Annotated in this window: 19 protein-coding genes and 1 riboswitch; of the genes, 6 read left to right on the top strand and 13 right to left on the bottom strand. The window is 40.8% G+C overall.

Annotated elements, in window-relative coordinates:
• Window positions 1–43 precede the first annotated feature (43 nt).
• Window positions 44–1,438, bottom strand: a complete 1,395-nt coding sequence (locus tag AB986_RS10900; RefSeq protein WP_048311193.1) for a sucrose-specific PTS transporter subunit IIBC — start codon at window positions 1,436–1,438, stop codon at window positions 44–46.
• Window positions 1,439–1,620: 182 nt separating this feature from the next.
• Window positions 1,621–2,610: a LacI family DNA-binding transcriptional regulator gene (locus AB986_RS10895; protein WP_048311192.1), complete on the bottom strand. Its 990-nt coding sequence runs from the start codon at window positions 2,608–2,610 to the stop codon at window positions 1,621–1,623.
• Window positions 2,611–2,848: 238 nt separating this feature from the next.
• On the opposite strand from AB986_RS10895, the gene AB986_RS10890 reads away from it, so the two are divergent.
• Window positions 2,849–4,252: an MFS transporter gene (locus AB986_RS10890; protein WP_048311191.1), complete on the top strand. Its 1,404-nt coding sequence runs from the start codon at window positions 2,849–2,851 to the stop codon at window positions 4,250–4,252.
• A gap of 287 nt (window positions 4,253–4,539) precedes the next feature.
• Here the strand turns inward: AB986_RS10890 and AB986_RS10880 are convergent, their stop codons facing one another.
• From AB986_RS10880 to AB986_RS10855, 6 genes are all read right to left on the bottom strand, one after another.
• Window positions 4,540–5,871 carry an NAD(P)/FAD-dependent oxidoreductase gene (locus AB986_RS10880; protein ID WP_048311189.1) on the bottom strand — a complete coding sequence of 444 codons (1,332 nt, stop codon included), beginning with the start codon at window positions 5,869–5,871 and terminating at the stop codon, window positions 4,540–4,542.
• Window positions 5,872–6,315: 444 nt separating this feature from the next.
• Window positions 6,316–8,184, bottom strand: coding sequence for a cation:proton antiporter (locus AB986_RS10875; protein WP_048311188.1), 1,869 nt, complete (start codon window positions 8,182–8,184; stop codon window positions 6,316–6,318).
• A 282-nt stretch (window positions 8,185–8,466) separates the two neighbouring features.
• Window positions 8,467–10,629: a DNA topoisomerase III gene (locus AB986_RS10870; protein WP_048311187.1), complete on the bottom strand. Its 2,163-nt coding sequence runs from the start codon at window positions 10,627–10,629 to the stop codon at window positions 8,467–8,469.
• A gap of 117 nt (window positions 10,630–10,746) precedes the next feature.
• Entirely contained in the window at window positions 10,747–11,649 is a 903-nt protein-coding gene (locus AB986_RS10865) for an HD-GYP domain-containing protein (RefSeq protein ID WP_048311186.1), read from the bottom strand.
• Window positions 11,650–11,760: 111 nt separating this feature from the next.
• Complete coding sequence (locus tag AB986_RS10860; protein ID WP_048311185.1) at window positions 11,761–12,243, bottom strand: hypothetical protein; 483 nt, start codon at window positions 12,241–12,243, stop codon at window positions 11,761–11,763.
• A 191-nt stretch (window positions 12,244–12,434) separates the two neighbouring features.
• Window positions 12,435–14,099 (bottom strand): glycoside hydrolase family 13 protein, encoded by a 1,665-nt coding sequence (locus AB986_RS10855; RefSeq protein ID WP_048311184.1) that lies wholly within the window; start codon window positions 14,097–14,099, stop codon window positions 12,435–12,437.
• Between the two features lie 211 nt (window positions 14,100–14,310).
• Window positions 14,311–14,412: riboswitch (purine riboswitch) on the top strand.
• A 58-nt stretch (window positions 14,413–14,470) separates the two neighbouring features.
• Here AB986_RS10855 and ade point away from each other — a divergent pair.
• On the top strand, window positions 14,471–16,186 hold the full coding sequence (gene ade, locus AB986_RS10850; RefSeq protein ID WP_048311183.1) for an adenine deaminase: 1,716 nt from the start codon (window positions 14,471–14,473) through the stop codon (window positions 16,184–16,186).
• Window positions 16,187–16,232: 46 nt separating this feature from the next.
• On the opposite strand, the gene AB986_RS10845 is transcribed toward ade, so the two are convergent.
• Both AB986_RS10845 and AB986_RS10840 read right to left on the bottom strand, forming a co-directional pair.
• Window positions 16,233–17,396: an iron-containing alcohol dehydrogenase gene (locus AB986_RS10845; RefSeq protein WP_048311182.1), complete on the bottom strand. Its 1,164-nt coding sequence runs from the start codon at window positions 17,394–17,396 to the stop codon at window positions 16,233–16,235.
• A 66-nt stretch (window positions 17,397–17,462) separates the two neighbouring features.
• Window positions 17,463–18,434 carry a Gfo/Idh/MocA family protein gene (locus AB986_RS10840; protein WP_048311181.1) on the bottom strand — a complete coding sequence of 324 codons (972 nt, stop codon included), beginning with the start codon at window positions 18,432–18,434 and terminating at the stop codon, window positions 17,463–17,465.
• 172 nt (window positions 18,435–18,606) lie between these two features.
• On the opposite strand from AB986_RS10840, the gene AB986_RS10835 reads away from it, so the two are divergent.
• Window positions 18,607–19,092, top strand: coding sequence for a CarD family transcriptional regulator (locus AB986_RS10835; protein WP_048311180.1), 486 nt, complete (start codon window positions 18,607–18,609; stop codon window positions 19,090–19,092).
• Between the two features lie 192 nt (window positions 19,093–19,284).
• The gene (locus AB986_RS10830) at window positions 19,285–20,124 is read left to right on the top strand and encodes an aldo/keto reductase (RefSeq protein WP_048311179.1); all 840 of its coding nucleotides are present in this window, start codon (window positions 19,285–19,287) and stop codon (window positions 20,122–20,124) included.
• 365 nt (window positions 20,125–20,489) lie between these two features.
• Here AB986_RS10830 and gntK read toward each other — a convergent pair whose 3' ends face one another.
• The 3 genes from gntK to gnd form a co-directional block, all read right to left on the bottom strand.
• The gene (gntK, locus tag AB986_RS10825; protein ID WP_048312802.1) at window positions 20,490–22,028 is read right to left on the bottom strand and encodes a gluconokinase; all 1,539 of its coding nucleotides are present in this window, start codon (window positions 22,026–22,028) and stop codon (window positions 20,490–20,492) included.
• A gap of 80 nt (window positions 22,029–22,108) precedes the next feature.
• Window positions 22,109–23,452, bottom strand: a complete 1,344-nt coding sequence (locus tag AB986_RS10820; protein WP_048311178.1) for a GntP family permease — start codon at window positions 23,450–23,452, stop codon at window positions 22,109–22,111.
• A 12-nt stretch (window positions 23,453–23,464) separates the two neighbouring features.
• A complete protein-coding gene (gnd, locus tag AB986_RS10815) occupies window positions 23,465–24,364 on the bottom strand; it encodes a phosphogluconate dehydrogenase (NAD(+)-dependent, decarboxylating) (protein WP_048311177.1) in 900 nt (299 codons plus the stop codon).
• A 152-nt stretch (window positions 24,365–24,516) separates the two neighbouring features.
• On the opposite strand from gnd, the gene AB986_RS10810 reads away from it, so the two are divergent.
• Together AB986_RS10810 and AB986_RS10805 are read left to right on the top strand one after the other, a co-directional pair.
• Window positions 24,517–25,374, top strand: a complete 858-nt coding sequence (locus AB986_RS10810) for a MurR/RpiR family transcriptional regulator (protein WP_048311176.1) — start codon at window positions 24,517–24,519, stop codon at window positions 25,372–25,374.
• Window positions 25,375–25,877: 503 nt separating this feature from the next.
• Window positions 25,878–26,996: an NADH-dependent flavin oxidoreductase gene (locus AB986_RS10805; RefSeq protein WP_048311175.1), complete on the top strand. Its 1,119-nt coding sequence runs from the start codon at window positions 25,878–25,880 to the stop codon at window positions 26,994–26,996.
• Window position 26,997 lies beyond the last annotated feature (1 nt).

Genomic DNA, 26,997 nt, shown 5'->3' with positions numbered 1-26,997 from the left:
TTTTGAAAAGGGGCCCGCTCGATGAGGCCCCCTTTGTTTATTTCTATTTATCAAGCATGCCGTCTTTGTAACCGAACGCCCATGTTAAACCAAACGCGATACCAATTGAGATGATATTTACGAGAAGGTACAAGAAAATCTGGCTATTTAAGAATAGAAGTGTTCCTGGTATAACCGTTACAGCAAGACCCGTTGCTTTCAATTTGAATAAAGAGGCAAGGAATCCACCAACCGCGCCACCGATAAGTCCCATAACAAATGGCTTCATGTAGCGAAGGTTAACACCAAAGATCGCTGGCTCTGTAATTCCAAGGAATGCAGAAAGTGATGACGGAAGCGCAAGTGCCTTTAGCTTTTTCGACTTCGTTTTGAGACCTACAGCAAGTGCAGCTCCACCCTGTGCAGCGATTGCAGCAGAGATGATCGGGTTAAACGGGTTGAAACCTAGGTTTTCAAATAACTGAATCTCAAGGAAATTGAAGATATGGTGTACACCAGTAATAACGATAATCTGGTGGAAGAATCCGATAATCAATCCACTTAAGCCGAATGGAAGATCAAGAATGTAGATTGTTCCTGCCATAATATACTCTTCAACCGTATGGAAAATTGGTCCGATTGCAAATAGAGACAGTGTAATCATAATAAGCAGTACTAGAAATGGAGTAAGAATCAGATCGAGCGACTCTGGAACCATTTTACGAATCCGCTTCTCAAGCTTGGCACCTAAGAAACCTGCGACGAAGGCTGGAATAACGGAGCCCTGATACCCAACAACCGGTATAAATCCTAGAAATTTAAGCGGCTCTGCATTTCCTGCAGCTACTTCCCATGCGTTTGGAAGTGCTGGGGTAACAAGCATTAAACCGAGCACTAACCCTATGGTTGGATTTCCTCCGAATACTCGGAATGTTGACCACGCTACAAGTGCTGGTAGAAAGATAAACGCTGTATCTGTTAATACTTGTGTAAACAGAATGAAGTTATCTGAGATATCTCCTGGTGTTAGTCCGAAGAACGCTAGGATCTGCTCTTGAAGAACAAGACCACGTAGCCCCATAAATAGTCCAGTTGCAACTAAGGCCGGTATAATTGGAACAAATACGTCACCAAACGAACGGACCGCACGTTGGAAGGCATTGCCTTGTTTAGCGGACTCTTCTTTTTGATCTGCTTTCGTTGAACCTGTTGCACCTAGTGCTGTTACCTCATCATAAATGCGGTTAACCGTCCCTGTTCCAAAGATCACTTGATACTGACCAGAGTTATAGAAAGCACCTTTTACTTTCTCAACTCCTTCTACTCTTTCTTGATCGATCTTCTCTTTATCATGAACCATAATGCGAAGCCTTGTTGCACAGTGTGCAACTGATTGAATATTCTCTTGTCCACCAATTGCTTCAATGACTTCTTGTGCAATTTCACGATTTGTCGCCATTTTGATTTCTCCCTCCGATATGTTTCTTCGTGTGGTATCGATTCCACATTACTTAAAAGAATGAATGCGAGCGTTTACATTTCCTGAAATCTATTCCCTGTTTTGACGATTAAAACGTTTACTATTTTGTGTGAACGATTCCACATCGTGTAAAAAAGAAGTGATATCGCTTTCAGAAGCTACTATACACTATCTCTTTTTATAAGTCTATAGTTAAGTTTGATTTTTTCTTTTTCTATTATTTTTCCTGTTAACTGTTCCAAAATAAGTTGAGCTGTTTTTTGGCCTGCATCTTCATTGAAATAGTCAACGGTGGATAGCGGTGGTGTTACATGCTTTGACAAATCAGATGCTCCTATACCAAACAAGGCTACCTCACTAGGAACGTTAATTTGGTTTTCTTTTAGATAACCTAATGCACCAATAGCCATTCGATCAGTTACAGCAAAAACAGCTGTCGGCTTGACCTGTGCTTGTTCCATTAACTGCTTCGCTGCTTGATACCCTGATTCAAAACTGAAATTCCCATCCTGAATCCACTCTTCTTTAACAGGAAGATTGTGCTTTGCCATTGCATCTAGATATCCTTGCTTACGAAGGAATCCAACGGCATGATCGGTTTCAGGTACCCCGATAAACCCTATCTGTTGATGTCCCTCCGAAATGAAAGACTCCGTTACGTCAAACGCTGAATGATAATCATCATAAACAACAGATGTGACACCCGTAAGTTCTTGGCCAAGTGCTACAAAAGGGATTGATAGATCAGCAATTGTTTCAAGCAAATCCTGGTTTCGATTTGTAGCAAGTAAAATAATGCCGTCTACCTGACGACTTTTCAATAGTTTAATATTTTGAATTTCCTTCTCAGGTTTCAATTGAGTATTTGTTAGAAGAATTTGATAGCCGTTAGCTGCCAATTCCTCTTCAATTCCATTTACAACTCTACTAGCTGTTTCAGTGCTAATTCTTGGTAGAATAACACCGATAACGCCCGATCGCTTCGTTCGCATCGTTTTGGCATGAGCACTAGGAATATACCCCATCTCTTTAACCGCTTCGACGACACGCGTTCTCGCCTCATGACTAACATAACCGTTGTCATTAAGTACTCGTGATACTGTTGTTCGTGAAACGCCTGCGCGCTTCGCAACATCTTTAATAGTTGGCATAGCCGTTCCTCCACTTAAGCAGTTTCTCCCACCTCATCATAATCGAAAAGCACACGGTTGTCTATAACTGGAAATAAGAGGCATCCTTTCAAAGCAACTTATTTTACATTACTTTTGTTAGCCTCTATGATAAATAGGTCTATGCATTATTTCGTGTTACTAAATAAAGAGACGCTAGAGAAAAATAACCTCTTCCGCCTTTATACAGGCGGCAGTATAAATTGAAAGAAGGGTAACAATGACTCCACCAAATAAACATGAACACGCAACATTAGACGCGTCTGACAAAAAGAGGCTTATTATCCTTGTTTGTACAATTCTAGCCTTCGCAGTTATGAATGGGACAATGTTTAATGTAGCTATTCCCGATATCGCAGCCTCGTTTAACCTAAGTCCTTCAGAAGTAAGCTGGGTGTTAACTTCATATATCTTAGTCTTTGCCATCGGCTCGTTAATGTACGGAAAGCTTGCTGATATCTATCCGATTAAGACGCTATTCACTATTGGAATTAGTATTTTCTCGCTTGGTGCTTTTATTGGGTTCCTATCACCCAACTATCCAACGCTGCTAGCAGCCCGCATTCTCCAAGCAGTTGGAGGAGCTACCATTCCAGCACTTGCTTTCATCGTCCCAATTCGTTTCCTTCCTAAAGAAAAAGGCCGGGTTTTTGGATTGATTTCTTCAACCGTTGCCTTTGCATCTGGTGTAGGGCCAATTATTGGTGGCGTAGTCGGCGGAACATTGAACTGGCGCTTCCTCTTTCTATTCTCAGTAGCAACAGCGCTCGCGATTCCACTGTTCCGAAAATGGCTTCCAGATGAAGAAAAACGTGAAGGTTCTATCGATTTACCCGGAGCGGCTCTCATGGCCATTTCCGTTGCCTCACTGCTGTTTTATATTACACTGTTGAGTTGGTATTTACTTGTAAGCTTTATCGTCTTCTTTATTCTCTTCCTATGGAGAACATTTACCATTAAGCAGCCGTTTATTGATCCAGTTATCCTAAAGAACACCAAATACACAATTACCGTTCTGACTAGTTTTCTCGGAACATCCGCATTGTTTGGACTAATCTTTGTTATCCCAATTATGCTTCGAGATCTGAATGAATTATCTACATTAAACATTGGACTTGTGCTCTTCCCCGGAGCAATGGCAGCTGGCTTAATTGGTCAGTTTGGCGGGAAGATTATCGAGCAAAAAGGTGCTACTGTTGTCGTTAAACTCGCTCTTATTCTTATTGCGAGTGGAACATTCTTTATTTCAACTTTCTCAGGCTACAACGCATGGGTCATCGCACCCTGTCTATTAATAGCTTATCTCGGCTTCCCACTTATCCAAAGTTCAACGGCAGACTTGCTTTCAACGATCCTGCCAGATAATCAGAACGGAGTTGGAATGGGGATTTTTAACTTACTGAACTTCATGGCAGGCGCATTTAGCTCAGCTATTTTTGGACGTCTTCTTGATATGAAAAACGTTTCCTTTGTTATGAACCCTTTGTCGAGAACAAACGATAATCTTATATATAGTAACCTCTATCTCGGATTATCTCTCATAGCGATTATTGCGTTGGTCATTTTCACACTAAAGTTTCTTTCCAAAAGGGAAAAGTCATTATCTGAGTCCCCTGTTTCATAAGGGTTTCAAACGAAAGATCGGCCATGAGCCGATCTTTTTTTCATATGCTCTTTTCTAAAGACTCTTTTCTAAAAGATTGTTGCTGTTGATACAGATGTTGAAAAAACCACACTTATTGATTGGAGCGGAAGGGTGCTCGACTCCTGCGGGATTAGCGGGACAGGTGAGACCCCGCAGGTACGCCCAAGCGTGCCGAGGAGGCTCACCGCCCGCCCCGCGGAAAGCGAGCATCCTGGAGCGGAAATTCACCCACTCAACTAGCAACAATGTATACGAAAAGAGTCTTTTCATATGCTCTCTCCCACGTATAGCCCGCTCGCAGCAGCTTGAGATAACGAATGAGTTTCTCCAGAACAATCCCCAATTAAATATAATCCTGGCACTTCCGTTTCGAATTGCTCACTCGTTTTGATTTTAGGTTCGTAGAATTTCCCATCCATTCCATATACTAACGTATCGTCATCGATCGACTCCCCCAGCACATTTTGAAGCGCATCTAGAAATTCAAGAAGAGCTTTCACAAATTTCTCAGGTACTTCATCTACTAAATTCCCGCCTTCAGCTTCTAAAGAGGATTGGATTGGATTTTCGGCAATGCTGGAATCGTTCGTGTGTCTTCCATTTCTTAAGTCCTGAAGGCGCTGAACTACGATCCGTCCCCTTTGCTGATTAATGTCACCAATCACTTTCTCAGCAAATTGATCGGCTTCTTTCTTCGTAGCAAAGAACGAAGGAACAAATAATGTGAAATTCAAATTACTCCCTGGTGAGTCTTCTTCACGTTTATTCTGGCCATCCGCCATAACTAAACCACGCTGATACTTTCGAATAATCCTTCCATTTGGATTCATGCAGTAGGTCGTTCCTTCATAACCTTCCCCTTCGATATGGAGCTTTGTCTCAAATGCTTCTTGCAGAATCTGATCAAGCTGATTTCCACGCATTTCAACTCGTAAACCCAAATCAACGCGCGAAGGACCTGGTTTGAGTCCTAATTGATTACACTGACTATGCAACCATTCGCCGCCGCTATTACCAGTAGAAATCACAACTTTTTTCGTTTTAACCGTTCCGTGGTTTGTATCGAGAATAAAGGATTCGTTCTTACTAATAGAGGAAACATCCGTTTCAAACCACATTTCAATTCGGTTTAAAAGATAGTCATATACGTTCTGTAAAACGGTTGTAGCGAGTGCTGTCCCAAGATGTCTTACAGAAGTTGATAAGACATCTAATCCGTGCCCTTTTGTTCGTTGTTGTAAGATCGGGCTATGAGTATGGTAAAGCTCTGCAGTACTACCCCCAAACGAGCAAATCACATCATCCACCTGAGACATGAGGTTCTCAGCTTTCTGATTGCCTATCTTCCTTCCAAGACTTCCACCAAAATCATTCGTGTAATTAAATTTACCTTCCGATTTACCAAGTCCGCCAAAGCCTATGTATTGATCACAAACCTCACACGTGCAGCTACTTTTGGACTCAGCTCCACACGTTCTTTCCGAAAGCTTTTTTCCTTTATCTATCATAATAATTTTGTATTCCGGATGCTGAAGCGTTAGTTTGTAAGCGAGGAAAATCCCACTTACTCCAGCGCCAATAATGGCTATATCATACATATAGAAGCCTCCATGAGTGTTATTGAATTGGTTATTGTAATGAACAATATGAGCTAACAAAGTCTTTGAATAAAGCTGTTCATAGACATTTTTGCTATATCGAGTTTATTTCCGCTCAAAAAACAACAATCTTTTAGAAAGGCTCTTTTACATTGTTGCTNCTATAAGCGTGGGTTAATTTCCGCTGCAGGATGCTCGCTTTCCGCGGGGCGGGCGGTGAGCCTCCTCGGCTTCGCCTGTGGGGTCTCACCTGTCCCGCTAGTCCCGCAGGAGTCGAGCATCCTTCCGCTCCAATTAGCGTAGTCAGGTTCTTTTACGAAAATACTTTCAAAAACAACAATCTTTTAGAAAAAAGCCTTGAATTAAGAATATCATAGTAACATGGTGCGTTAGTGCAAATAGAAATGACTTTCGCAAAAACAAAAAGCTCCCGAACTGGGAGCTTTACTCATCTTTCGTTTTGCCATTTTTATCACCATTACGTTGTTTCTCTAACTTTTCTCGAATTCGATTAAACTCTTTACTTGGTGGCATGAGACTAACGATTACATCTCCTGCTTCAGCTCTTGTTTGGGAATCATGCGCAAAGAATTCAAGACTTCCAGAAGGCTTCTTAAGAAAGAGCATAATTATTTCTTCGTCACTTTCATCAAGGTATTTATCAAACGTATATTGCTGTGTGATATTCGTCTTGCGGAAAACATACCCGCTCTCAACTTTACGATTAAGACTTTCCCATGTCGCTCCTTCTTTAAAGGCAACACGACCGCCGATTGTATGCACAAGCTCTTCTAAATCGTCTCCGCGATCGTTCCTGAGACTTAACTGAAACAGGTTATTACGACCTATTTCAGGAACAAATGTCGTACATACCAGAGCATTATAAGAATCTAGCTCCGTTGCTGCAAGCATGTATTCGTAAGGTGTTAAATCCAAGTGGTATTCCGTTTGTTCTGAAAGAATTTCACCTCTATAGAAAGGAACACCTGCTTTTCGGGTTGTTATTAACCTTTGCCATGATGAGTCGGTTACGAGAACTGGGATTTTCAGCTCTGTCAGTGTTTTAGATAGCGCTGTTGAGAAAGTGCTACCTCCTACAATAACAACCCCAGGTTGCCCTTCACTTGCAAGCCCAAGCTTTTCAGCAGTCCAGCGAATGGAGAACCCGTGAACAACTACCGTTGCGAATACGAGTGCAAAAGTTAGCGACATTAGAATCTTTGCATCTTCAAACCCTGCATCAAGTAATACGCTCGCAAAATAACTTGCTACAGTTAACGCAACAATTCCGCGAGGAGCAATCCACCCTACAAGCGTCTTCTCTTGCCAAGAAAGATCCGTTCCGATCGTAGAGAGCCAAATCGATAGTGGTCTAACTACAAATAGCATAAGGAGAACAAAGGCAAGAATTTGCCAATGGAATATTTCAAGCAACGTATCAACAGAAAGTGATGCTGTTAACATAATAAAGATCGTTGATATGAGCAGAACCGAAATGTTTTCTTTAAAGTGTCTCATGTCGTCAATAGATGAAATGTGCATATTCGCAAGAGTAATACCCATGGCAGTAACGGCTAATAGCCCTGTTTCATGAGTGATTTCATCTGCTACTGTGAAACACATAATGACGACAGCAAAAACAACTGGAGACTTTAGAAATTCTGGTACATAGCCCTTCTCGAACATCCAACCAATTCCTCGTCCACATAGGAAGCCAAAAAGTGTAGCAAAGAGTGAACCAAGGAAGAAGATGAGTAGTGCAGTTGAAGTTGCTTCCTCTACTTTTAAGAATTTGATAATTTCAAAAGCGAATACGGCAAGAAGCGCGCCTAAAGGATCAACTATAATCCCTTCCCACTTCAAAATTTTTGCTGGCCTTGGCTTTAGCTTAGCCTGTCTTAACAGTGGGAGAATAACCGTTGGCCCAGTTACGATAAATAGTCCGCCTATAACAAACGCTACGCCCCAGGAAAGACCTGCTACATAATGAGCTGATAGCGAACCAAGAAGCCATGCTAGAAAAGCTCCTATTGTTACAATTCTTCCGACGGGTCGTCCAAGTCCTTTAATCTCACGAAAATCAAGATTTAAACTTCCTTCAAAAAGAATAATAGCTACAGCGATTGATACAAATGGATCAAATAATCCTCCAAACACCTCTTCAGGGTGTATCAACCCAAAGACCGGACCGACCAAAAGCCCAATTATGGACATAACAACAATGGCGGGCAAATGGAAACGCCAGGCAATCCACTGCGAAAAGATGCCAAGAGCACCAACAAGCATAATATTGAATAAGATTGAATCGACCATGGACAGCCTCCTTTTTGAAACGAATCCTCGTTTCTTAAGTTTCTTCATATTTTTAGTTTAAGTATTACTTTACTATAATTGAAACAAACGGAAATGTTTGAAAATATGCTCAATACTACTAATATTAGTAAAATATGCTCCTATGACAATGACGCACAACCTGCTTAATTTTACATGGTTAGATACCCAAACGGCAACTTTAGACTCTCTTTATGCATTTTATTGAACAATTGGTATATTAGGATTTGTATGTATGAAGGGAGCAGGTTTCCCTGCTCCCTGTTACTTGTCCTGATCGAGTTTTAATTTAGCCAGAGCATCAGCTAGTGCAGTATTAACTGGTTCATCATTTCCCTGTTTTTTCATATAGCTTGATACGTCTCTTTTCGATGCTTTGTTATTCTTTTCCTTTTTTCGTCGCTCGTTAAACGATGAAAGCTTTTCTTTATGGCCACATTTGCAGACAAATGTTTGAGCGTCACCCTGACCATGAAGCTCAAGTTTCTTTTTACATTTCGGACAACGAGCATTTGTTACTTTGCTTTTCCCTTTGCGATAACCACACTCACGATCCTGACAGACAAGCATTTTGCCTTTTTTGTTTTTTACTTCTAACATTAAATTACCACAATCGGGACATTTCGTTCCTGTTAGGTTATCATGCTTATATTTCTTCGTACTCGATTTGATTTTCTTCACTGTTTCATCCGCATATGCTTTCATTTCTTCAATGAACGCCTGCTTCGTTAGACTACCTTTGCCTATTGCTTCAAGCTTTTGCTCCCACTCGGCTGTAAGGGCAGGTGATTGAAGTTCATCAGGAACAAGATCTAGCAACTGCTTGCCTTTAGATGTAATAGACAAATCCTTACCATTTTTTTCAATTAGAAAGCTGTTGAAAAGCTTTTCGATAATATCAGCACGAGTTGCGACGGTTCCGAGACCACCTGTTTCCCCTAACGTTTTGGCAAGCTTTCTATCCTCGTTACTAAGGAATTGAGCCGGCTTTTCCATGGCCGTTAAGAGCGTTCCTTCATTGAATCGTGCAGGTGGGTTCGTTGTACCTTCTGTTCTCGTTAATGATAAAACGCGAAGCTCCTGCCCCTCCGTAAGTTCAGGAAGTATCTCATCTGCTTCATCCGTTTGGTAAACCTCTTTCCATCCTGAAGACAAAACCCGCTTGCCTTTTGCGTCAAACCGCTCATCACCAATTGTTGCCGTAACCGTTACCTGCTCGTATTCAAACGGAGGATAAAGAGCTGCTACAAAACGCTTTACAATCAATTCATACACTTTGCGATCCTTATCACTTAACTCGCGAATAACCGGCGTTTGTTCCGTTGGAATGATGGCATGGTGATCTGATACTTTCGCATCATCGATTAAATGCTTACCAGTTTGTAGTGGCTTGCCAAGAACTTTTCTTGCCATTTTTTCATAAGGAGCGATTGCTTCGAGTCGTTCTTTCAACGTATCTTTCATATCAGAAGAAAGGAAACGAGAATCTGTTCTTGGGTAAGTCACTAGCTTATGCTGCTCGTAAAGTCGTTGCGTTGCAGAAAGCGTATCTTTAGCAGAAAAACCGAACCGCTTATGTGCATCCCTCTGAAGCTCGGTTAGATCATATAACCCCGGGGCGAACGTTTTCTTATTCGTTTTTTTCACTTCATCAATTCGCGCAGACTTCTCGGATAGGCTTTTCAAATAAGAATCTATTTTATCTTTATTAAAGACTCGTGATTCATTTGTTTTAGCATCTCGCCATGTTAGTTTAAAACCATCAACAACTGCCGCTAAACCATAATAATGCTCAGGCTTAAACGATTTAATCTCTTCTTCTCTCTTTGCAATCATCGCAAGAGTTGGTGTTTGAACCCTTCCACTCGAAAGCTGCGCATTGTATTTCGTCGTCAACGCTCGAGTAGCATTAAGCCCAACATACCAATCTGCTTCCGAACGTGCTGCTGCAGCATAGTATAAATTCTTGTATTGTGAAGCATCTTTTAATTGCTTAAATCCTTCCCGTATCGCTTTATCTGTCACGGAAGAAATCCAAAGACGCTTTAATGGTTTATTCGCTCGAGCCTTTTCAATAATCCAACGAGCTACAAGTTCCCCTTCTCGACCAGCATCCGTTGCAATGATAATTTCGCTCACGTCCTGGCGATTCATTTGCGTTTTGACAACACTGAATTGCTTTCCACTCCTCTTAATCACAACGAGCTTTAGCGGTGAGGGGAGCATCGGCAGTGCTTCTAGATCCCATGTTTTATATGCCGTATCATAAACCTCCGGATCAGCAAGCGTAACAAGATGTCCAAGCGCCCATGTTACGATGTACCGATCTCCTTCAAGAAATCCATTTCCACCTTTTGTACAATTTAAGACCCTCGCAATATCCCGTCCTACTGAAGGTTTTTCCGCAAGAATTAACTGTTTACCCACGTTACCAATCTCCTCATTTTCGTTACATTAGTTTGTTCAATCATACCAGTTTCCTTGTTGCACGTGAAACAATGCAAACAAAAAAGAAGATGTAGTCCATCTTCCTTGATTTGTTCCTTATTCAAGTACCCCGTCTTCTAATAAAACCTGCTCCAGGGCATGAACAACTTCTGGTTCATACAAAACGCCTGATAGTCGCTTTAACTCATCCATAGCATATTCAGGCGTATACGCTTTCCGATAAGAGCGGTCATCTGTCATTGCATCATAAGAATCACTTACACCGATAATCTTAGCACCGATCGTGATTTGATCACCTTTTAGTCCATTAGGATAACCAGAACCGTTAACACGCTCATGATGCTGATGAATGATTGTACTTATATCAGCGTAATATGTATCTTTCACCATCTCTGCCCCATCAGCAGGATGTTTTTTCATTAAGTCATATTCTTCATCTGAGAGACTCCCAGGTTTGTTTAAGATTTCCTCAGGAACATTTATTTTCCCTACATCGTGAAGGATGGAGGCAACAATGAGATTATCTAATTCTTCAACAGATAAGTTAAGTTCTTTCCCAATTTTAATACTCATTCTTTGAACCCGTTCACTATGTTCTTTCGTATAACGGTCTTTCTCACCAACACTTTTTACCTTGCCAATAAGTTTATTTACTTTTTCACTTATAAATCTAAATGTCGGTTCATTCGTTACCCATAATAGCTGAACTTCGGTTTCAGCTTGAAAAAACAAAAGATCTGAGATATCTTTTATAGAAAAATAATCTCCCTCACTAAGAGTTATATCATGATCATCGCACTTTATTACACCTTCAAATATGTGAAAAAATTCAAACGTACTAGAATTTGTGCTTGGGTAGATATAAAAAGCAGTACCCTTATGAATTGTGTGCTTCATTATCTCTATTCCGGAGCCTTTTGCAAGTAAACTCAATGAAGCAGATTCCTGATCAACGTTTTCAAGATAATCATTTTTTCTGCCTACTTTAAAGCCATGCATCTCCTAACCCCCCTTTACAAGAACAAAGATATATCTTATATATATTTTATTATATAGCACGCACAAAACGAAAAAAAGATACATCTATAAAATAGATGTATCTTTTTCAAGTCATGGTCCAATAATTTGAATCGGGTCAACCCAAACCCAACGATCTGCTATTTGAACATATACCCATGAGCATTCTGCTTTAATACCAGATTTAGCGGCTTCTTCAATCATGTCGGCCGTCATTTTGTTTGTTTTTTCAATAAGGTCACCAATTAATTTATCAAGCTCTTCATTGTATTTAGAAGTAAGCTCGACTTTCTTCGTTTTCACTTCTTTTTCAAGCTCTGCAAGTTCTGCATCTGATTTTCCATCTTGACGAGCTACTTCTAGCATTGCATCAAGCTTTGCAGTTTCAAGAGAAAGCTTAGCAAGAAGTTCATCACCTTTTTCTTGAGCAGATTGAATCTCTTCTTCAATTTTAACATTCGTTTCTTCAATTTTATGTAAAACCTCATCGTTAGTGCTTTCTGCTGCGAACGCTCCAGTACCCATGAACATGAATAGAGCCATTACAGAGAATAATGCTACGATTAACTTTTTCATCTTATATCCTCCTACCATTCTAGTATGTAGTGAGTAAATGTAATCAGGTCATTTCTCCCACCAATCAACACTATACGGTAAATTTTTCAAAAAATCTATTCTTTTTCCATTGTTTTCTACAATATTTGTATATTCTTTAGCCTTATTCTTTTAAGTGTGAAAGAAGCAGCCGGCATTCCGGCTGCTTCTTACTATGCGCGATTAAGTCGATAAACTCTCGCTTCATATGGTTTTAAAACAATTGATTCATTTGATACGTGATTCACTTCATAATTGTTTAATAGAAGCTGATCTTCGTCGATAATGAACTCTGATTTAAATACAGCAGGCTCCGTTGATAGGTTGGTTACAACTAGCACCCTGTCATCTTTGGTTGTTCTTGTGTAAGCGTAAATTTGCTTATCCTCTTCAAGAAGTAAATCATAGCTTCCGTAAGTAAACACTAAGTTATTCTTCTTCAGATCAATCATTTTTTTATAGAATGATAGAATGGATTCCTCATCCTGTTCCTGCTTCTTTACATTAATGTCAACGTAGTTCGGGTTCACCTTCATCCACGGGTTTCCAGTAGTAAATCCTGCATTGGAATCATTATTCCACTGCATTGGCGTTCTGCTGTTATCACGTGATGATGCCCAAATGACTTTCATAATTTGATCATGAGGAACGCCTGCGGCGCGCTGAATACGATAGCGATTCTTATCCGCAACATCGTCGTAATCCTCAATAGAAGGAAACTGAACATTCGTCATTCCAATTTCTTGACCTTGATAAATAAAAGGTGTTCCCTGCATTAGGAAATACATCGCTCCCATTGAAGTAGCGCTTTCTCTCCAATACTCTTTATCATTCCCCCATGTAGAAACAACTCGTGGCTTATCGTGGTTTTCAACGAAAAGTGCATTCCAGCCCTTGTTTTCGAGTCCTTTTTGCCAGCGTGTTAAGACTTTCTTCAATGAAACGATATCAAGATCTGGATTTTCTTCTGCATCCCACAAACCAAGATGTTCAAATTGGAAAATCATATCCATCTTACCGTCTTTTTCATCTACCCACTGATCCGCTTCATCGATGCTAACTCCATTGGCTTCTCCAACTGTCATCACATCGTATTTAGCATATGTTTCATCTTTAAACTCTTGTAAGAATTCTTGAATGCCATTTTGATTCATATGCATATCAAAGGAAGAAACATAATCCTTTTTATACGGATTAGGCATATCCGGAAGACCAGGACGTTTCTTAATATGGCTAATGGCATCAATACGGAAACCATCAATGCCCTTATCAAGCCACCAGTTAACCGTGTCATACAACGCAACTCGAACATCAGGATTTTCCCAGTTCACATCCGGTTGTTTCGTTGAAAAGACGTGAAGATAGTATTGATCTGTTTTCTTATCATATTCCCATGCTGATCCGCCAAAAATACTTTCCCAGTTATTTGGCTCACGACCATCTTTGCCGTCGCGCCAAATGTACCAGTCGCGCTTAGGATCTTCTTTAGACGAACGAGATTCAATAAACCATTCATGCTCATCACTTGTATGATTTAGAACTAGATCAATGATTAACTTCATATCACGTTTATGAACTTCCTTAAGAAGTGCATCAAAGTCCTTCATCGTCCCAAAGTCTTCCATAATGTCTTGATAATCTGAGATATCGTATCCATTATCATCGTTTGGAGATTTGTACATCGGACAAATCCAAATGACATCTACCCCTAGGTCCTTGATATAATCAAGTCTTTGAATGATTCCTTGAAGATCACCAACGCCATCTCCATTGGAATCTTGAAAGCTACGAGGATAGATTTGATAACCTACAGCTTCTTTCCACCAAATTTTTTTCATTTCACTACACCCTTATCTATTAGTTAAGTAAACTATCAAAGTGCAAACGTTTGCTCAATCGCTGATAAAAAAAGCGCTTTCTTTTTACTATTAAATTACTCCTACTTGTAGTTTACTTGTAAATAACTTTTTTATCAATATCCTTCTTCAAGTATTTTTGGAACCCTATACGTCGATGCTATTGACGTATAGGAAAGATCACTATAAAATACGCTAAAAACATACCAGGTTTCGTATATCTTTGGAGATATGGTCCAAAAGTTTCTACCAAACTACCACAAATGGTTTGACTACGATGACAATTCTGGAAATATTAAATGATTATGTCATCCTCTGTCAGGCGTTATCGTCTTTAAGGAGAGGAGAAGAGAATGGATAAATTAGTTACTAGAATTCAAACGGCAGCAGGTGCACGCCTTGCTGATACCGTTATCAAAAACGGATATGTACTAGATAGCTATAACCTTGAACTAGTTAAAGCAGACGTGGCAATCGTGAACGGTGTTATTGCTGGAATTGGAACGTTTGAAGGAGTTGAAATCATCGACGCAGAGGGAAAATACGTTGTCCCCTCTCTTATTGACGCGCACGTTCATATTGAATCTGCCATGGTCACACCAACCGAGTTTGCGAAAGCAGTTCTTCCCCATGGTGTAACAACAGTTATAACCGATCCTCATGAGATTGCAAATGTTTGTGGTACAGAAGGCCTCTCTTTTATGCTAGAAGACTCTGAGACTGTCCCAATGGATATCTTTTTTATGCTTCCTTCATGCGTCCCCTCTACTTCGTTCGAGAACTCTGGAGCTATATTAACTGCTAAAGATCTTAAACCTTTCTATAAACACAACCGTGTACTTGGCCTTGCAGAAGTGATGGATTATCCTTCTGTTGCCGAAACATCAGATTCCATGATGCAAAAACTCAATGATGCTCACCTGCACAATAAAAAGATTGATGGCCATGCTGCAGGTCTAGACTCACGCGCTATAAACATCTACAAAGCTGCAGGAATTGATACAGATCATGAATGTATCACAGCTGATGAAGCATTAGAGAGAATTCAAAGAGGGATGTACGTCTTGATTCGTGAAGGATCTGTTGCGAAGAATCTTAAACAACTTCTTCCAGCGATAACAGAGCGAAATGCCAGGCGGTTTATGTTCTGTACGGACGATAAACACATGAATGATCTTCTTAACGAAGGTAGCGTTGATCATAATATTAGACTTTCAATTGAGCACGGTTTGAATCCACTTCTCGCGATACAAATGGCTACACTCAATGCAGCAGAATGTTATGGACTGAAAACAAAAGGGGCTCTTGTACCAGGTAATGATGCCGACTTCCTACTACTGGACGACCTAGAATCTTTCTCAATCGCTCACGTGTACCGAGGTGGAAAACTTGTCGCTGAAAATGGGTCAACAGAAGGGAAGAAACGGCCAGCTGACGCCGTAATGAATTCCGTTCATATTCCTGAACTGACGGAAGATCATCTCAGACTATCTGTAGGTGAAGGGAAAGCTAATGTTATTGAAATTATTCCAAACCAACTTGTAACGAATAAACTTAACATTGAAGTAGATCGAGACCCTAATCATGCGTTTATGCCATCCGCGAAAAATGATTTAATGAAGCTCGCTGTCATTGAGCGCCATCACCATACTGGAAATATTGGACTCGGTATCGTAAAAGGACTTCAATTTAAGCAAGGTGCTATTGCTTCCACTGTCGGTCACGATTCACATAACCTCATTATTGCAGGTACAAATGACCTCGATATGATTAAAGCAGCTGAGATGATTGAAGACATGCAAGGCGGATTGGTTGTCATTAAAGACCAGAAAGTAATTGGAAAGCTCCCGCTCCCCATCGCAGGTCTATTATCCGATAAAGACTATCGCACTGTAGAGAAAGAGTTAGAAAATCTTGATCAAGCACTCGAGTTAATTGAAGCGCCAACTCATTTCAATCCGTTTTTAACGTTATCCTTTTTAAGTCTCCCGGTTATTCCAGATCTTAAATTAACAGATCTTGGACTGTTCGATGTAAAGGCATTTCGACATATCTCCATAACGGAATAGCACATATAAATAAGCAGCATGGCAAATTCGCCATGCTGCTTATTTATTATAGAGATCGTTTCAGAATATCTTTTACACTCTCTCGATCTAGCTCTTTATATGTGCCAACACCAGGTTTAATAAACGTTTTATCAATCATAGCCTCAAACTCAGAATCATCGATGTCGTAATCAGCGAGGCGAGACGGTGCTCCAAGCGAATTCCAGAACTGGCGAAGAGCTTCAGCTCCTTCTAAAGCAATGTCATAATCGCTTTTCCCTTCAGCAGAAACACCTAACACATTAACAGCAAGCTGTTTCACACGTGAAGGATCTTCCTCCAACACATGCAGAAGCCAATTAGGGAATAGAATCGCTAATCCACCACCATGGGGAATGTCATAGACAGCTGATACAGCATGTTCAATGCGGTGTGTTGCCCAGTCGCCCCCATCCGTTCCATTACTTAACGTTCCGTTGAATGCTGTCGTACTAATATACATCATCGTTTCGCGATGTTCATAAGATTCAAGGTTAGCTAGTAACTTAGGTCCAGTTTGAATAGCTGTACGCAGTAAGGACTCCATAAATCCGTCGATCATTGGTGTATTTGGTGTACGGTGAAAATAGTGTTCAAGTGCATGAGACATGCTGTCTACAATGCCATATACAGTCTGATCTTCAGGTACAGAGAATGTATACGTTGGATCTAATACAGAAAACACTGGGAACACATGTGGGGATCCCCAGCCGAGCTTTTCTTTCGTTTCCCAATTTGTAATAACAGATACCGAATTCATCTCTGAACCGGTAGCAGCAAGTGTAAGAACGGTTCCAAAAGGAAGGGCAGATTCAATTGGTTCTTTTTGTGTAATCAAGTCCCATGCTGATCCTTCATAATGTGCCCCAGCTGCAATAGCTTTCGTACAGTCAATAACGCTTCCTCCACCAACAGCTAATAGAAAATCAATGCCTTCTTTCTTACAAAGCGCCGACCCCTTTTCTACTGTCGTAAGACGCGGGTTCGGTTCTACACCAGAAAGTTCAAATACATCAGCATTCACTTTCTCAAGTTCCGCTATCACGGCATCATAAACGCCGTTTCGTTTAATGCTTCCTCCACCATATACAACAAGAACTTTTGCTTCTTGTTTAATTTCTTGAGTTAGTTGAGATACTTGGTCTTTCCCGAAATAAAGACGAGTTGGGTTATATTGTAAGAACGTATTCATAAGACACCTCATTATCATTAGTCGAAGTTAGTGTAACACAATCCCCTCACCGACATGTAGAATAGCTTATCGACCGCCGATTTCCACTTCACGTTTTTGTTCTTCAGCTTTGTAAGCCGCTTCCATAAGAACAGTTAATTCGAGCGCAAGTGCATTGTTTTCATCTGTACCTTGATCTTTTTGAATATGTTCAACCCATTGTGAGAATGGTGAAGGACGATCCGAAGGAATAGCCACCTCTTCCCACTCACTACCAATTTTTTTGAGAAGGGTTTTATCTGGAGTTCCGTATAAAGCTGTACCCTTTGTTCCGTGTACCTCGATCGTAAAAGGAGAATGCGCTGTTACAAACCCTGTTTCTGCAATACCATAAGAACCGTTGTCATAACCAAATGTAACTACAGCTTGATCTTCAACGGCTTTTCTGGTTACGTAACCAAATTGTGCTGTAACTCGATTTGGCATGCCTTGAAACAATCGTGTTAAATAGACTGGGTGACATCCAAGATCAATAAGGGCTCCACCCTGACACTCCTCTTTATTATAGAAATGCTGTGGTAGCCAATCTGCAGTAGCCCCATTATGAGCAAGACGGACCCTCGTTTGAGTAATATCCCCAAGCTCACCTGAATGAATCAGGTCCTGAATGGCTTCAGTGTAACCATCATATACACGAGGTAGCGAAACAAATAATTTAACACCCGCTTCTTTAACAGCATCTAGAATTTCTAGTGCTTCCTTTTCTGTTGCGGCAAGCACCTTTTCAGTGAAAATATGTTTCCCCGCTCTTGCTGCTTTCAAGATAACGTCTTTATGGGTGTTTGTAGGGGAATCGACAACGACCGCATCGATTTCTTCCATGCCTAGAAGCTGATCAAGCTCACTTATGTATTCTACCTGACGAACCTTCGCCTCTTCCCTTCCTCGATTCTCATCTTCATCCCAAATCGCTTTAATCGACGTATCACGATGCAACTCCGCTTCCTTCGCATAATCTTTTGCGTGAACATGCCAGAAACTAATCATACCAAGATTCATTTTGTAACCGCCTCCATTACTGTTATCAAGACCCTTATCCTTTTATTGTAATAGAGGTTAGATCAATCAATCAAACATATGAACCGATTGAAAAAAAGTTTAATTCGTACAAATTAAAGGTTTATGTTATAATAGGAGATGTGCTATAATTTATAAATTTGGGGGTGGGCGCTTGTTTGAAGTAGGCGATAAAATATTTTATCCCATGTACGGTGCAGGTATAGTCGAAGCAATCGAGGAAAAAGAAATACTGGGCGAAACACAGCTCTATTATATTCTTAATATGCCTTTTCGAGATATTCAAGTGATGATTCCAAAAGGTAAGACGGAAAACTTGAAGATTCGTGAGGTATCGGATGCAAGCACGATGGACCAAGTTCTGACTTCTTTTAATGAAGAAGTTGAAGTTGAAGAGCCAAGTGCAAACAGAAACCAGCGTTATCGGGATAATATGAACAAGCTTAAAACCGGAGACATTCACAATCATGTGGAAGTAATCCGTGAGCTCGTTGCCCTAAACAAGAAACGACCTCTAGGTACAGACGATAAAAAACTACTGGAGAATGCCCAGCAGTTTCTCATAAGTGAGATTGTTCTAACGAAAGATGTTGAGTTAGATCAAGCTACGGTTATTTTGAAAGAAGCGATTAAACATTAATGAATGCATAACAAAGACAGCCCAACGCGGACTGTCTTTTTTGTTTTTATTTAAGCACAGAAAAGGAATATGAGTAAAAAATGTAAAAACATTCCGGAAACAACGAAACGTATGACGTGACTTTTTAATTACTAAGATTTAGAATCACCCTTATAGGCAAAAATAATCAGTATTCGAAAGGAGCTATAAATCATGACTTTTCAAACTAAAACATTAAACAACAATATTGAAATGCCGGAACTGGGTTACGGGGTATTTAGAGTAGATGAAGGCCCTGAATTGGTCGGAGCAGTAAAAACGGCGATTAAAAAAGGCTATCGTAGCATTGATACAGCAGCAATCTACGGGAACGAGGAAAGCGTTGGACAAGGTGTTAAGGAAGCGATTGAGGAAGGTCTCGTAACAAGAGATGAGCTCTTTATTACTTCAAAAGTGTGGAACGCTGGACTATCTTACGATGAAACGATTCAAGCTTATGAAACGAGCCTATCTAAGCTAGGTCTTGAATATCTAGATCTTTACCTTATTCACTGGCCGGGAGATAATAAATATCAGGAACCATGGAAAGCACTTGAAACACTATACAAAGAAAAGCGTGTACGCTCCATTGGTGTAAGTAACTTCCATGTGAAGCATCTTGAAGATCTTCGTAACAACTTCGAAGTTACGCCTGTCATTAACCAAATCGAGTTCCACCCGCGTCTTACACAAGAAGAAGTAAGAACGTATTGTGAGCAGCACAACATTCAAGTGGAAGCTTGGTCTCCACTAATGGCTGGTGAATTGTTAGATAATGAAACAATTTCAAGCATTGCTGAAAAGCACAACAAGTCAGTGGCACAGGTTATTCTTCGCTGGGACTTGCAACATAACGTTATTACCATTCCAAAATCAATGAACGAAAAACGCATTGAAGCGAATATCGATCTCTTTGACTTCGAACTCACTTCAGAAGAAATGAAGCAGCTCGATGCCTTGAATGACAACGCTCGTAGCGGCCCAAACCCTGATGAATTTGATTTCAAAATGTAATTATTCTGCATCAACAATAACCGCATCTCAATCGAGATGCGGTTTTTTGTTTCTTTTAGAAGGCGCCAGTGCTTGTCTGGTAGCTCCCTTTTTTTGTTTGGCTAATATAATTTGGTTTTGGCTAATATATTCTAAATTTGGCTAATAAAACTCAATTTTAGCTAATATACTTGAATTTCGGACAATAAATCCGCTTTTGAAAGCCTCCAGTGCCTGCCGGGTTTAAACGGGGCGCTTTCGCTTTACTTTGTTCCAGCTACTGCGCCCCAAACCCTCGGTCACTTCACCTTTCAATCTGAACACATAAACCGTGTTCATTTTGAAAGCCTCCAGTGCCTGCCGGGTTTAAACGGGGCGCTTTCGCTTTACTTTCTCCTCTGGAATTTTGCTATTTCTGTGTATTCTTCGGTTAGTTTTCTAGATATTCTGATGTAGATTGGTAGTAGTTCTGAGTAGATTTGGACGTTTTCTTTGTTTGGTTGGTGGCTGTGTGTGTCTCCTACTAGGTCAGATACGACGTTTAGGGAGTCGATTTCGCCGAGTGCTTCCATGCCGAGGACGATTGCGCCTAAGCATGAGCTTTCATAGCTTTCTGGAACGGTTACTTCTTGATTGAAGATATCCGCCATCATTTGACGCCAAAGAGCTGATCGTGCAAAGCCACCTGTTGCTTTAATTTGCTTTGGAACACCAATTAGTTCTTCAAGAGCTAAGAGAACGCTATATAGGTTGTAAATAACACCTTCTAGAACGGAACGGATCATATGCTCTTTTTTGTGGTGCATGGCGAGCCCAAAGAAGCTTCCGCGTGCATCTGCGTTCCAAATTGGTGCACGTTCTCCAGCAAGGTACGGATGGAAAATAAGACCTTCAGATCCTGGTTTTACTTGCTCAGCGATTCTTGTCAGAATTTCGTATGTATCGATGCCAAGTCGTTTAGCTGTTTCTGTTTCGGAAGCTGCAAATTGATCACGAACCCAGCGGAACGTAATTCCACCGTTATTTACAGGTCCACCAATTACCCACTTGTCTTCAGTTAGGGCATAGCAGAAGATCCGTCCTTTTGGATCAGTAACTGGTCGATCGGTAACGGCTCTAATCGCGCCACTTGTTCCAATCGTGACAGCTACCACACCAGGTTCAATAGCATTTACACCAAGATTAGAAAGAACTCCATCACTTGCTCCAAGGATAAATTTTGTTGATTCATTTAGACCCATTTCTTCACAATAAGGTTCTTTTAAACCTTCTACACTATGAGTTGTCGATACCGGCTTTGATAGATGATCTGCTGTTACACCTGCTATTTCAAGGGCTTTACCATCCCAATCAAGCTGTTCGAGATTAAATAAGCCAGTTGCTGAAGCGATTGAATAGTCAACAACATACTCTCCAAAGAAGCGGTAGAAAACGTACTCCTTAATGGAGATGAACTTTGACGATGCTTGGAATAGATCGATTTCTTCATTTTTCAGCCAAACGAGCTTAGAAAGTGGCGACATTGGATGGATCGGTGTTCCTGTTCGAAGGTAGATCTCATGTCCATCCATCTCATCTTTAATCTTTTCTGCCCATTTTGCACTTCGATTGTCTGCCCACGTTATACATTTTGTTAATGGTTTACCTGCTTTATCGACAGCAATTAAACTATGCATCGCTGAGCTAAAGGAGACGAATTTCACCTGATTCGCTTTTATCTGATTATCAAGCAACACCGTTCGAATAGACTCGACAACTGCTAATAGAATTTCTTCAGGATCTTGCTCAGCTGTGGCTGGTGTTGGAGTATATAATGGATACTCAACATTATGTTTTGATACTGGCTTACCATTTTCTTTATATAGAACAGCTTTCGTACTCGTTGTACCGATATCTACACCAATCATAAAGAGCTCGTTGGTCATCATAAGGCACTCCTCCATTATTTCATTATCATGAGCAAAAGAAGCGAACATCATGATGATGTTCGCACTTTCTTTTTAGCTTAGCTGATAAAAAAGCTTAATACAAAGACGACTAAGAATCCGACAACACCGATTAACGTCTCCATTACTGTCCACGATTTCAAGGTGTCTTTTTCACTTAACCCTAAGAATCTGTTAACAAGCCAGAAACCAGAGTCGTTTACGTGTGAAAGGACCGTTGCACCTGCAGCGATTGCAATAACCATTAAACCAAGTACTGGTCCTTCCATGCTCATGCTCGTAATGAGAGGAGACATTAGACCTGCAGCTGTTACCATTGAAACCGTTGCTGACCCCTGAGCTACGCGAACGGCAGCTGCAATCAAGAAAGCGAGAAGAATTGGTGGAAGCGCTGATGATGCCATTTTATCACCAAGAACTTCCCCAACACCTGAATCAATTAGGACTTGTTTAAATACACCACCAGCACCAGTTACTAGAATAATAATACCAGCTGGTTCAAGTGCTTTATTCGCAATACCCTGTACATCTTCCTTCGTATACCCTCGCAACGTACCAAGTAGAATGAATGCGAGAAGTGTTGCGATTGTTAAAGCGACGAATGGGTGCCCCATAAAGGATAAGAACGCGCGCAACGGATTACCCTCAGGCAACATTACATCTGAAAGGGTGTTAAAAAGAATAAGAACAAGTGGAATAAGTATTAAACTTGTAACTAGTCCGAAACTAGGAAGCTCTTTGTCATACTCTTTCTCTTCAAGGTCCATGTAATCAGGAACCGTTACATGAATTTTTTTACCTATGTAGCGACCGAACAATGGTCCAGCAATAATCATTGCTGGAATACCTGCTAAAGAACCAAACAAAATAACCCAACCAAGATCTGCACCAATTAAATCAGCAACCGCGATTGGTCCGGGAGTTGGTGGTATAAAACTATGCGTAACAGCAAGACCCGCTAGTAATGGGATTGCATAGTGTAAGAGAGACTTTCCTGTCTTTTTTGCAAGACTGTAAACAAGCGGTACGAGAATAATGAAACCAACATCGAAGAAAACGGGAACGGCGACGATGAAACCCGTTAAACCAAGTGCCCACTGTGCTTTATCTTCACCGAATTTCTTAATCAATGTTTGAGCAAGACGTTCAGCCCCGCCTGATACTTCAAGCATTTGACCAAACATAGCACCTAGACCAACAACAACTGCAACGAAACCAAGTGTTCCGCCCATTCCGGCTGTGATCGATTCTATTACGCCTTCAAGTGGCATACCAGCAGCAATACCAACTAGTAAACTAACAAGTAATAATGCAACGAACGCGTGCAGTTTTGTACGAATAACGAGAAATAAAAGAGCAAAAATCGCAAGCACCGCGATTAAAATCAACATATTTCCTGACATATAATCTCCTCCTTAATTAGCTTTTTCTGTCGCGTGGCCGCCAAATTCATTGCGGAGTGCTGCGACAACTTTTCCTGTGAATGTATCATCCTCAAGTGAGCGATATCTCATCATAAGAGCTAGTGCAATTACCGGTGTAGCCGTTTGTAAATCTAGCGCTGTTTCTACGGTCCATTTTCCTTCCCCAGAAGAATTCATCACACCACGAATCTCATCAAGGTTGGCATCTTTCGAAAAAGCCTGCTCTGTTAATTCCATTAACCACGAACGAATGACTGATCCATTGTTCCAAACCCGTGCTACCTTCTCATAATCAAAGTCATATTCACTCTTACTAAGTAGATCAAATCCTTCTGCAATGGACTGCATCATCCCGTATTCAACACCATTGTGAACCATTTTAAGAAAGTGACCACTTCCAGAAGGCCCAGCATAAAGGTAACCGTTTTCAATGCAAATATCTTTAAAGAGCGGTTCGATCGTTTCAAATGTGTTAGCGTTTCCACCAATCATTGTACAAGCTCCGTTCCGTGCTCCAGACTTACCACCACTTGTACCAACGTCAAAAAAAGATATGCTCCGTTCAGAAAACTTAGTTGCTCTTCTCTTCGAATCGTTATAATGGGAGTTACCACCATCAATTACGATGTCACCGCTTTCAAGAAGTTCAGAAAGTTCATTTGTTACTCCTTCAGTTACCTCTCCAGCTGGAACCATCATCCAAAGAATTCTTGGTGTTTCAAGAGCATCAACAACCTCTTTAAGTGAAGATTTCCCACTAAAACCTTCGTCCTTCATTTTCTGAAGCTGTTCGTCATTTGCATCATGGACAACAACGTTGTGGTTATGATCACGTAAATTTAAAGCGAGATTATAACCCATCTTTCCAAGACCAATTAAACCAACATTCATAGTAAAACTCCTCATCCAGAAGAAATATTTTTTCTCATATGGAAATTATACAATAAATATTTTTTATTACAAGCGCTTTCACGAAATCTATTTTCATCTTGTTTGTAATCGGTTACACTATTACAATCAGAGTAAATAGAGAGGAGAATATCATGTCCGACAACGAAACACGTCACTGCCTTCCTAGAATTCGCTCAGCATACTCACAGTTTAGTGAGAAGGAGCGTCAGGTTGCGGATTATATCCTAGAACATTCTAATAAAATCATCCATAGCACGATTAACCAAGTAGCAGATGATCTGAACGTCGCTGATGCTACCGTCTTTCGTTTCTGTAAACGTATAGGGTTTAAAGGCTTCCAGGCAATGAAAATTGCTCTAGCCGCTGAGATTGTTAATCCCATCCAAGATATTCATGAGACCATTTCTGAGTCTGATTCTTCCAAAGAAATTGCAGAGAAAGTCCTTCGTTCAAATATTCGAACCCTTGAGGATACGTACCATATTCTTAATAACCAAACGATTGAGCAGGCCGTTCTAGCATTATTAGACGCTGAGCGTATTGAATTCTATGGAAACGGTGGATCTGGCATTATCGCAATGGACGCGCAGCATAAGTTCATTCGAACTGGCTTACGAACAACAGCCTACAGTGATGCACACTTGCAGATCATGTCAGCTTCCCAGTTATCAAGCGCTGATGTAGCCGTTCTCATCTCACATTCAGGAACAAATAAGGATATGTTACGCGTTGCGGATATTGCGAGGCAAACCGGCGCAACCACAATTGGCATTACAAATCTTGCAACATCGCCATTAAGCAAGAAGGTTGACATCCCTCTCTATACTGTTTCACAAGAAACAGAATTTCGCTCGGAGGCGCTTGCTTCAAGAATTGCTCAATTAAGTCTTGTTGATGCACTTTATGTGAACATTATGATTGCTAGAAAAGACAAATCAAAGCAATCACTACAGCGCATGCGTGAAGCCATTTCATCAAAACGTATTTAGCAATACACACCAAAAAATCCGCCAGCGCGGATTTTTTAAATGGCTCTTTTCTAAAAGATTGTTGATTTTAAAACAATTATTGAATAAAATCCACCTTTTATTAGAGCAGAATTTAACCCCTCCTATAGAAACATTGTCTACGAAGAGAGCCTTTCTAAAAGACTTTTGGTTTTGAACTAGTTTTTGTATAAAAACCAAACTTCGCTAATTGGAGCGGAAGGAGGCTCCTGCGGGANGCGGGACTAGCGGGACAGGTGAGACCCCACAGGAGCGTTAGCGACGAGGAGGCTCAAGTGTCCCGCCCCGCGGAAAGCGAGCATCCTGGAGCGGAAATTAACTTGCTATTGCAACAATGTCTTTTTCAAAAAGAGCCTTCTAAAGTGAGCTATAACCTCTCTTCTTACCATTAAGAACTACACAGGCATTTTAAAAGACATGAAAAGTCCTGCCATGCTAAACTGTAAGAGTTGAAATTACAGTACGTTTACTAAAGGAGGATAACAATGTCTACTAATTTTAAAATGCTACAGCCTTTTACTCTGCCCTCTGGTGTTGCACTCAAAAACAGAATTATGCTTGCACCTATGACAAATTTCTTATCACATGATGATGGAACAGTATCGGATAAGGAGATATCTTATTACAAAGAGCGCTCTGGTGGTGTTGGTACCGTGATAACAGCGTGTGCAAACGTTCTTGCACATGGTAAAGGATTTGCTGGTGAAATCGGAGTTGACCGCGACGAACAGATTCCAGGCCTTAAGAAACTAGCTGATACAATTCATGCTGAAGGCGCAAAAGCGATTCTACAAATCTTCCACGGTGGCAGAATGTGTCCTCCAGAGCTTGTGCCAAATGAGGAAATTCTTAGTGCAAGTGCCGTTCCAGCTGAACGAGAAGGATCTAAGACACCACGTGCTATGACGGATCAAGAAATCCAAGATACCATTCATGCATTTGGAGAAGCTACTAGACGTGCCATTGAAGCTGGATTCGACGGTGTAGAGCTTCACGGAGCAAACACGTACCTGCTTCAACAATTCTTCTCGCCACATTCTAACCGCAGAGAAGACGGTTGGGGTGGAAGTCTTGAGAACCGTATGAAATTTCCACTCGCCGTTATTGAATCTACACAAGCTGCAGTGAAGAAACATGCCAGCGAACCATTTATCGTAGGGTACCGCGTTTCTCCTGAAGAACGTGAAAATCCTGGTATTACGATGGATGACACACTTCAACTTGTTGATGAGCTTGCGAAGCGTAACCTCGATTATGTTCACGTATCGCTTTCTGATTTCTATCAGGGCTCTATGCGTGATGAAGAGCCAACGCCTCGTATGGAAATGATTAAAGAGCGAATTGGCCACCTCGTCCCTGTTATTGGTGTTGGCTCACTTCATACACCTGATGAAGTTGAGAAAGCACTCGAAACTGGCGTACCACTAATCGCACTTGGACGTGAAATGATTATGGAGCCTCGTTGGGTCGAGAAAGTCCAAAATGGGGATACTGCAAGCATTCGTACAACCTTGAAAAAAGGAACGCAAGATGAACTTGTTGTTCCAGAACCACTTTGGAGCACTATTTTCAACGTACCTGGTTGGTTCCCTATTGAAGATTAAT

It is taken from the genome of Guptibacillus hwajinpoensis (assembly GCF_001039475.1).
Classification (GTDB): Bacteria; Bacillota; Bacilli; order Bacillales; family Guptibacillaceae; genus Guptibacillus; species Guptibacillus hwajinpoensis.
The sequence above is the reverse complement of the archived record's forward strand: the minus strand, read 5'-3'. Positions and strand labels throughout refer to the sequence as shown.

What these genes read in the sequence shown, in the direction of transcription:
- AB986_RS10840 (WP_048311181.1), bottom strand. Translation starts at nt 18,434, where the DNA reads ATGAATCTTGGTATGATTAGTTTCTGGCATGTTCACGCAAAAGATTAT.
- AB986_RS10830 (WP_048311179.1), top strand. Translation starts at nt 19,285, where the DNA reads ATGACTTTTCAAACTAAAACATTAAACAACAATATTGAAATGCCGGAA.
- AB986_RS10810 (WP_048311176.1), top strand. Translation starts at nt 24,517, where the DNA reads ATGTCCGACAACGAAACACGTCACTGCCTTCCTAGAATTCGCTCAGCA.
- AB986_RS10865 (WP_048311186.1), bottom strand. Translation starts at nt 11,649, where the DNA reads ATGCATGGCTTTAAAGTAGGCAGAAAAAATGATTATCTTGAAAACGTT.
- AB986_RS10880 (WP_048311189.1), bottom strand. Translation starts at nt 5,871, where the DNA reads ATGTATGATATAGCCATTATTGGCGCTGGAGTAAGTGGGATTTTCCTC.
- AB986_RS10875 (WP_048311188.1), bottom strand. Translation starts at nt 8,184, where the DNA reads ATGGTCGATTCAATCTTATTCAATATTATGCTTGTTGGTGCTCTTGGC.
- AB986_RS10805 (WP_048311175.1), top strand. Translation starts at nt 25,878, where the DNA reads ATGTCTACTAATTTTAAAATGCTACAGCCTTTTACTCTGCCCTCTGGT.
- AB986_RS10845 (WP_048311182.1), bottom strand. Translation starts at nt 17,396, where the DNA reads ATGAATACGTTCTTACAATATAACCCAACTCGTCTTTATTTCGGGAAA.
- AB986_RS10820 (WP_048311178.1), bottom strand. Translation starts at nt 23,452, where the DNA reads ATGTCAGGAAATATGTTGATTTTAATCGCGGTGCTTGCGATTTTTGCT.
- ade (WP_048311183.1), top strand. Translation starts at nt 14,471, where the DNA reads ATGGATAAATTAGTTACTAGAATTCAAACGGCAGCAGGTGCACGCCTT.
- gnd (WP_048311177.1), bottom strand. Translation starts at nt 24,364, where the DNA reads ATGAATGTTGGTTTAATTGGTCTTGGAAAGATGGGTTATAATCTCGCT.
- gntK (WP_048312802.1), bottom strand. Translation starts at nt 22,028, where the DNA reads ATGACCAACGAGCTCTTTATGATTGGTGTAGATATCGGTACAACGAGT.
- AB986_RS10860 (WP_048311185.1), bottom strand. Translation starts at nt 12,243, where the DNA reads ATGAAAAAGTTAATCGTAGCATTATTCTCTGTAATGGCTCTATTCATG.
- AB986_RS10895 (WP_048311192.1), bottom strand. Translation starts at nt 2,610, where the DNA reads ATGCCAACTATTAAAGATGTTGCGAAGCGCGCAGGCGTTTCACGAACA.
- AB986_RS10900 (WP_048311193.1), bottom strand. Translation starts at nt 1,438, where the DNA reads ATGGCGACAAATCGTGAAATTGCACAAGAAGTCATTGAAGCAATTGGT.
- AB986_RS10855 (WP_048311184.1), bottom strand. Translation starts at nt 14,099, where the DNA reads ATGAAAAAAATTTGGTGGAAAGAAGCTGTAGGTTATCAAATCTATCCT.
- AB986_RS10890 (WP_048311191.1), top strand. Translation starts at nt 2,849, where the DNA reads ATGACTCCACCAAATAAACATGAACACGCAACATTAGACGCGTCTGAC.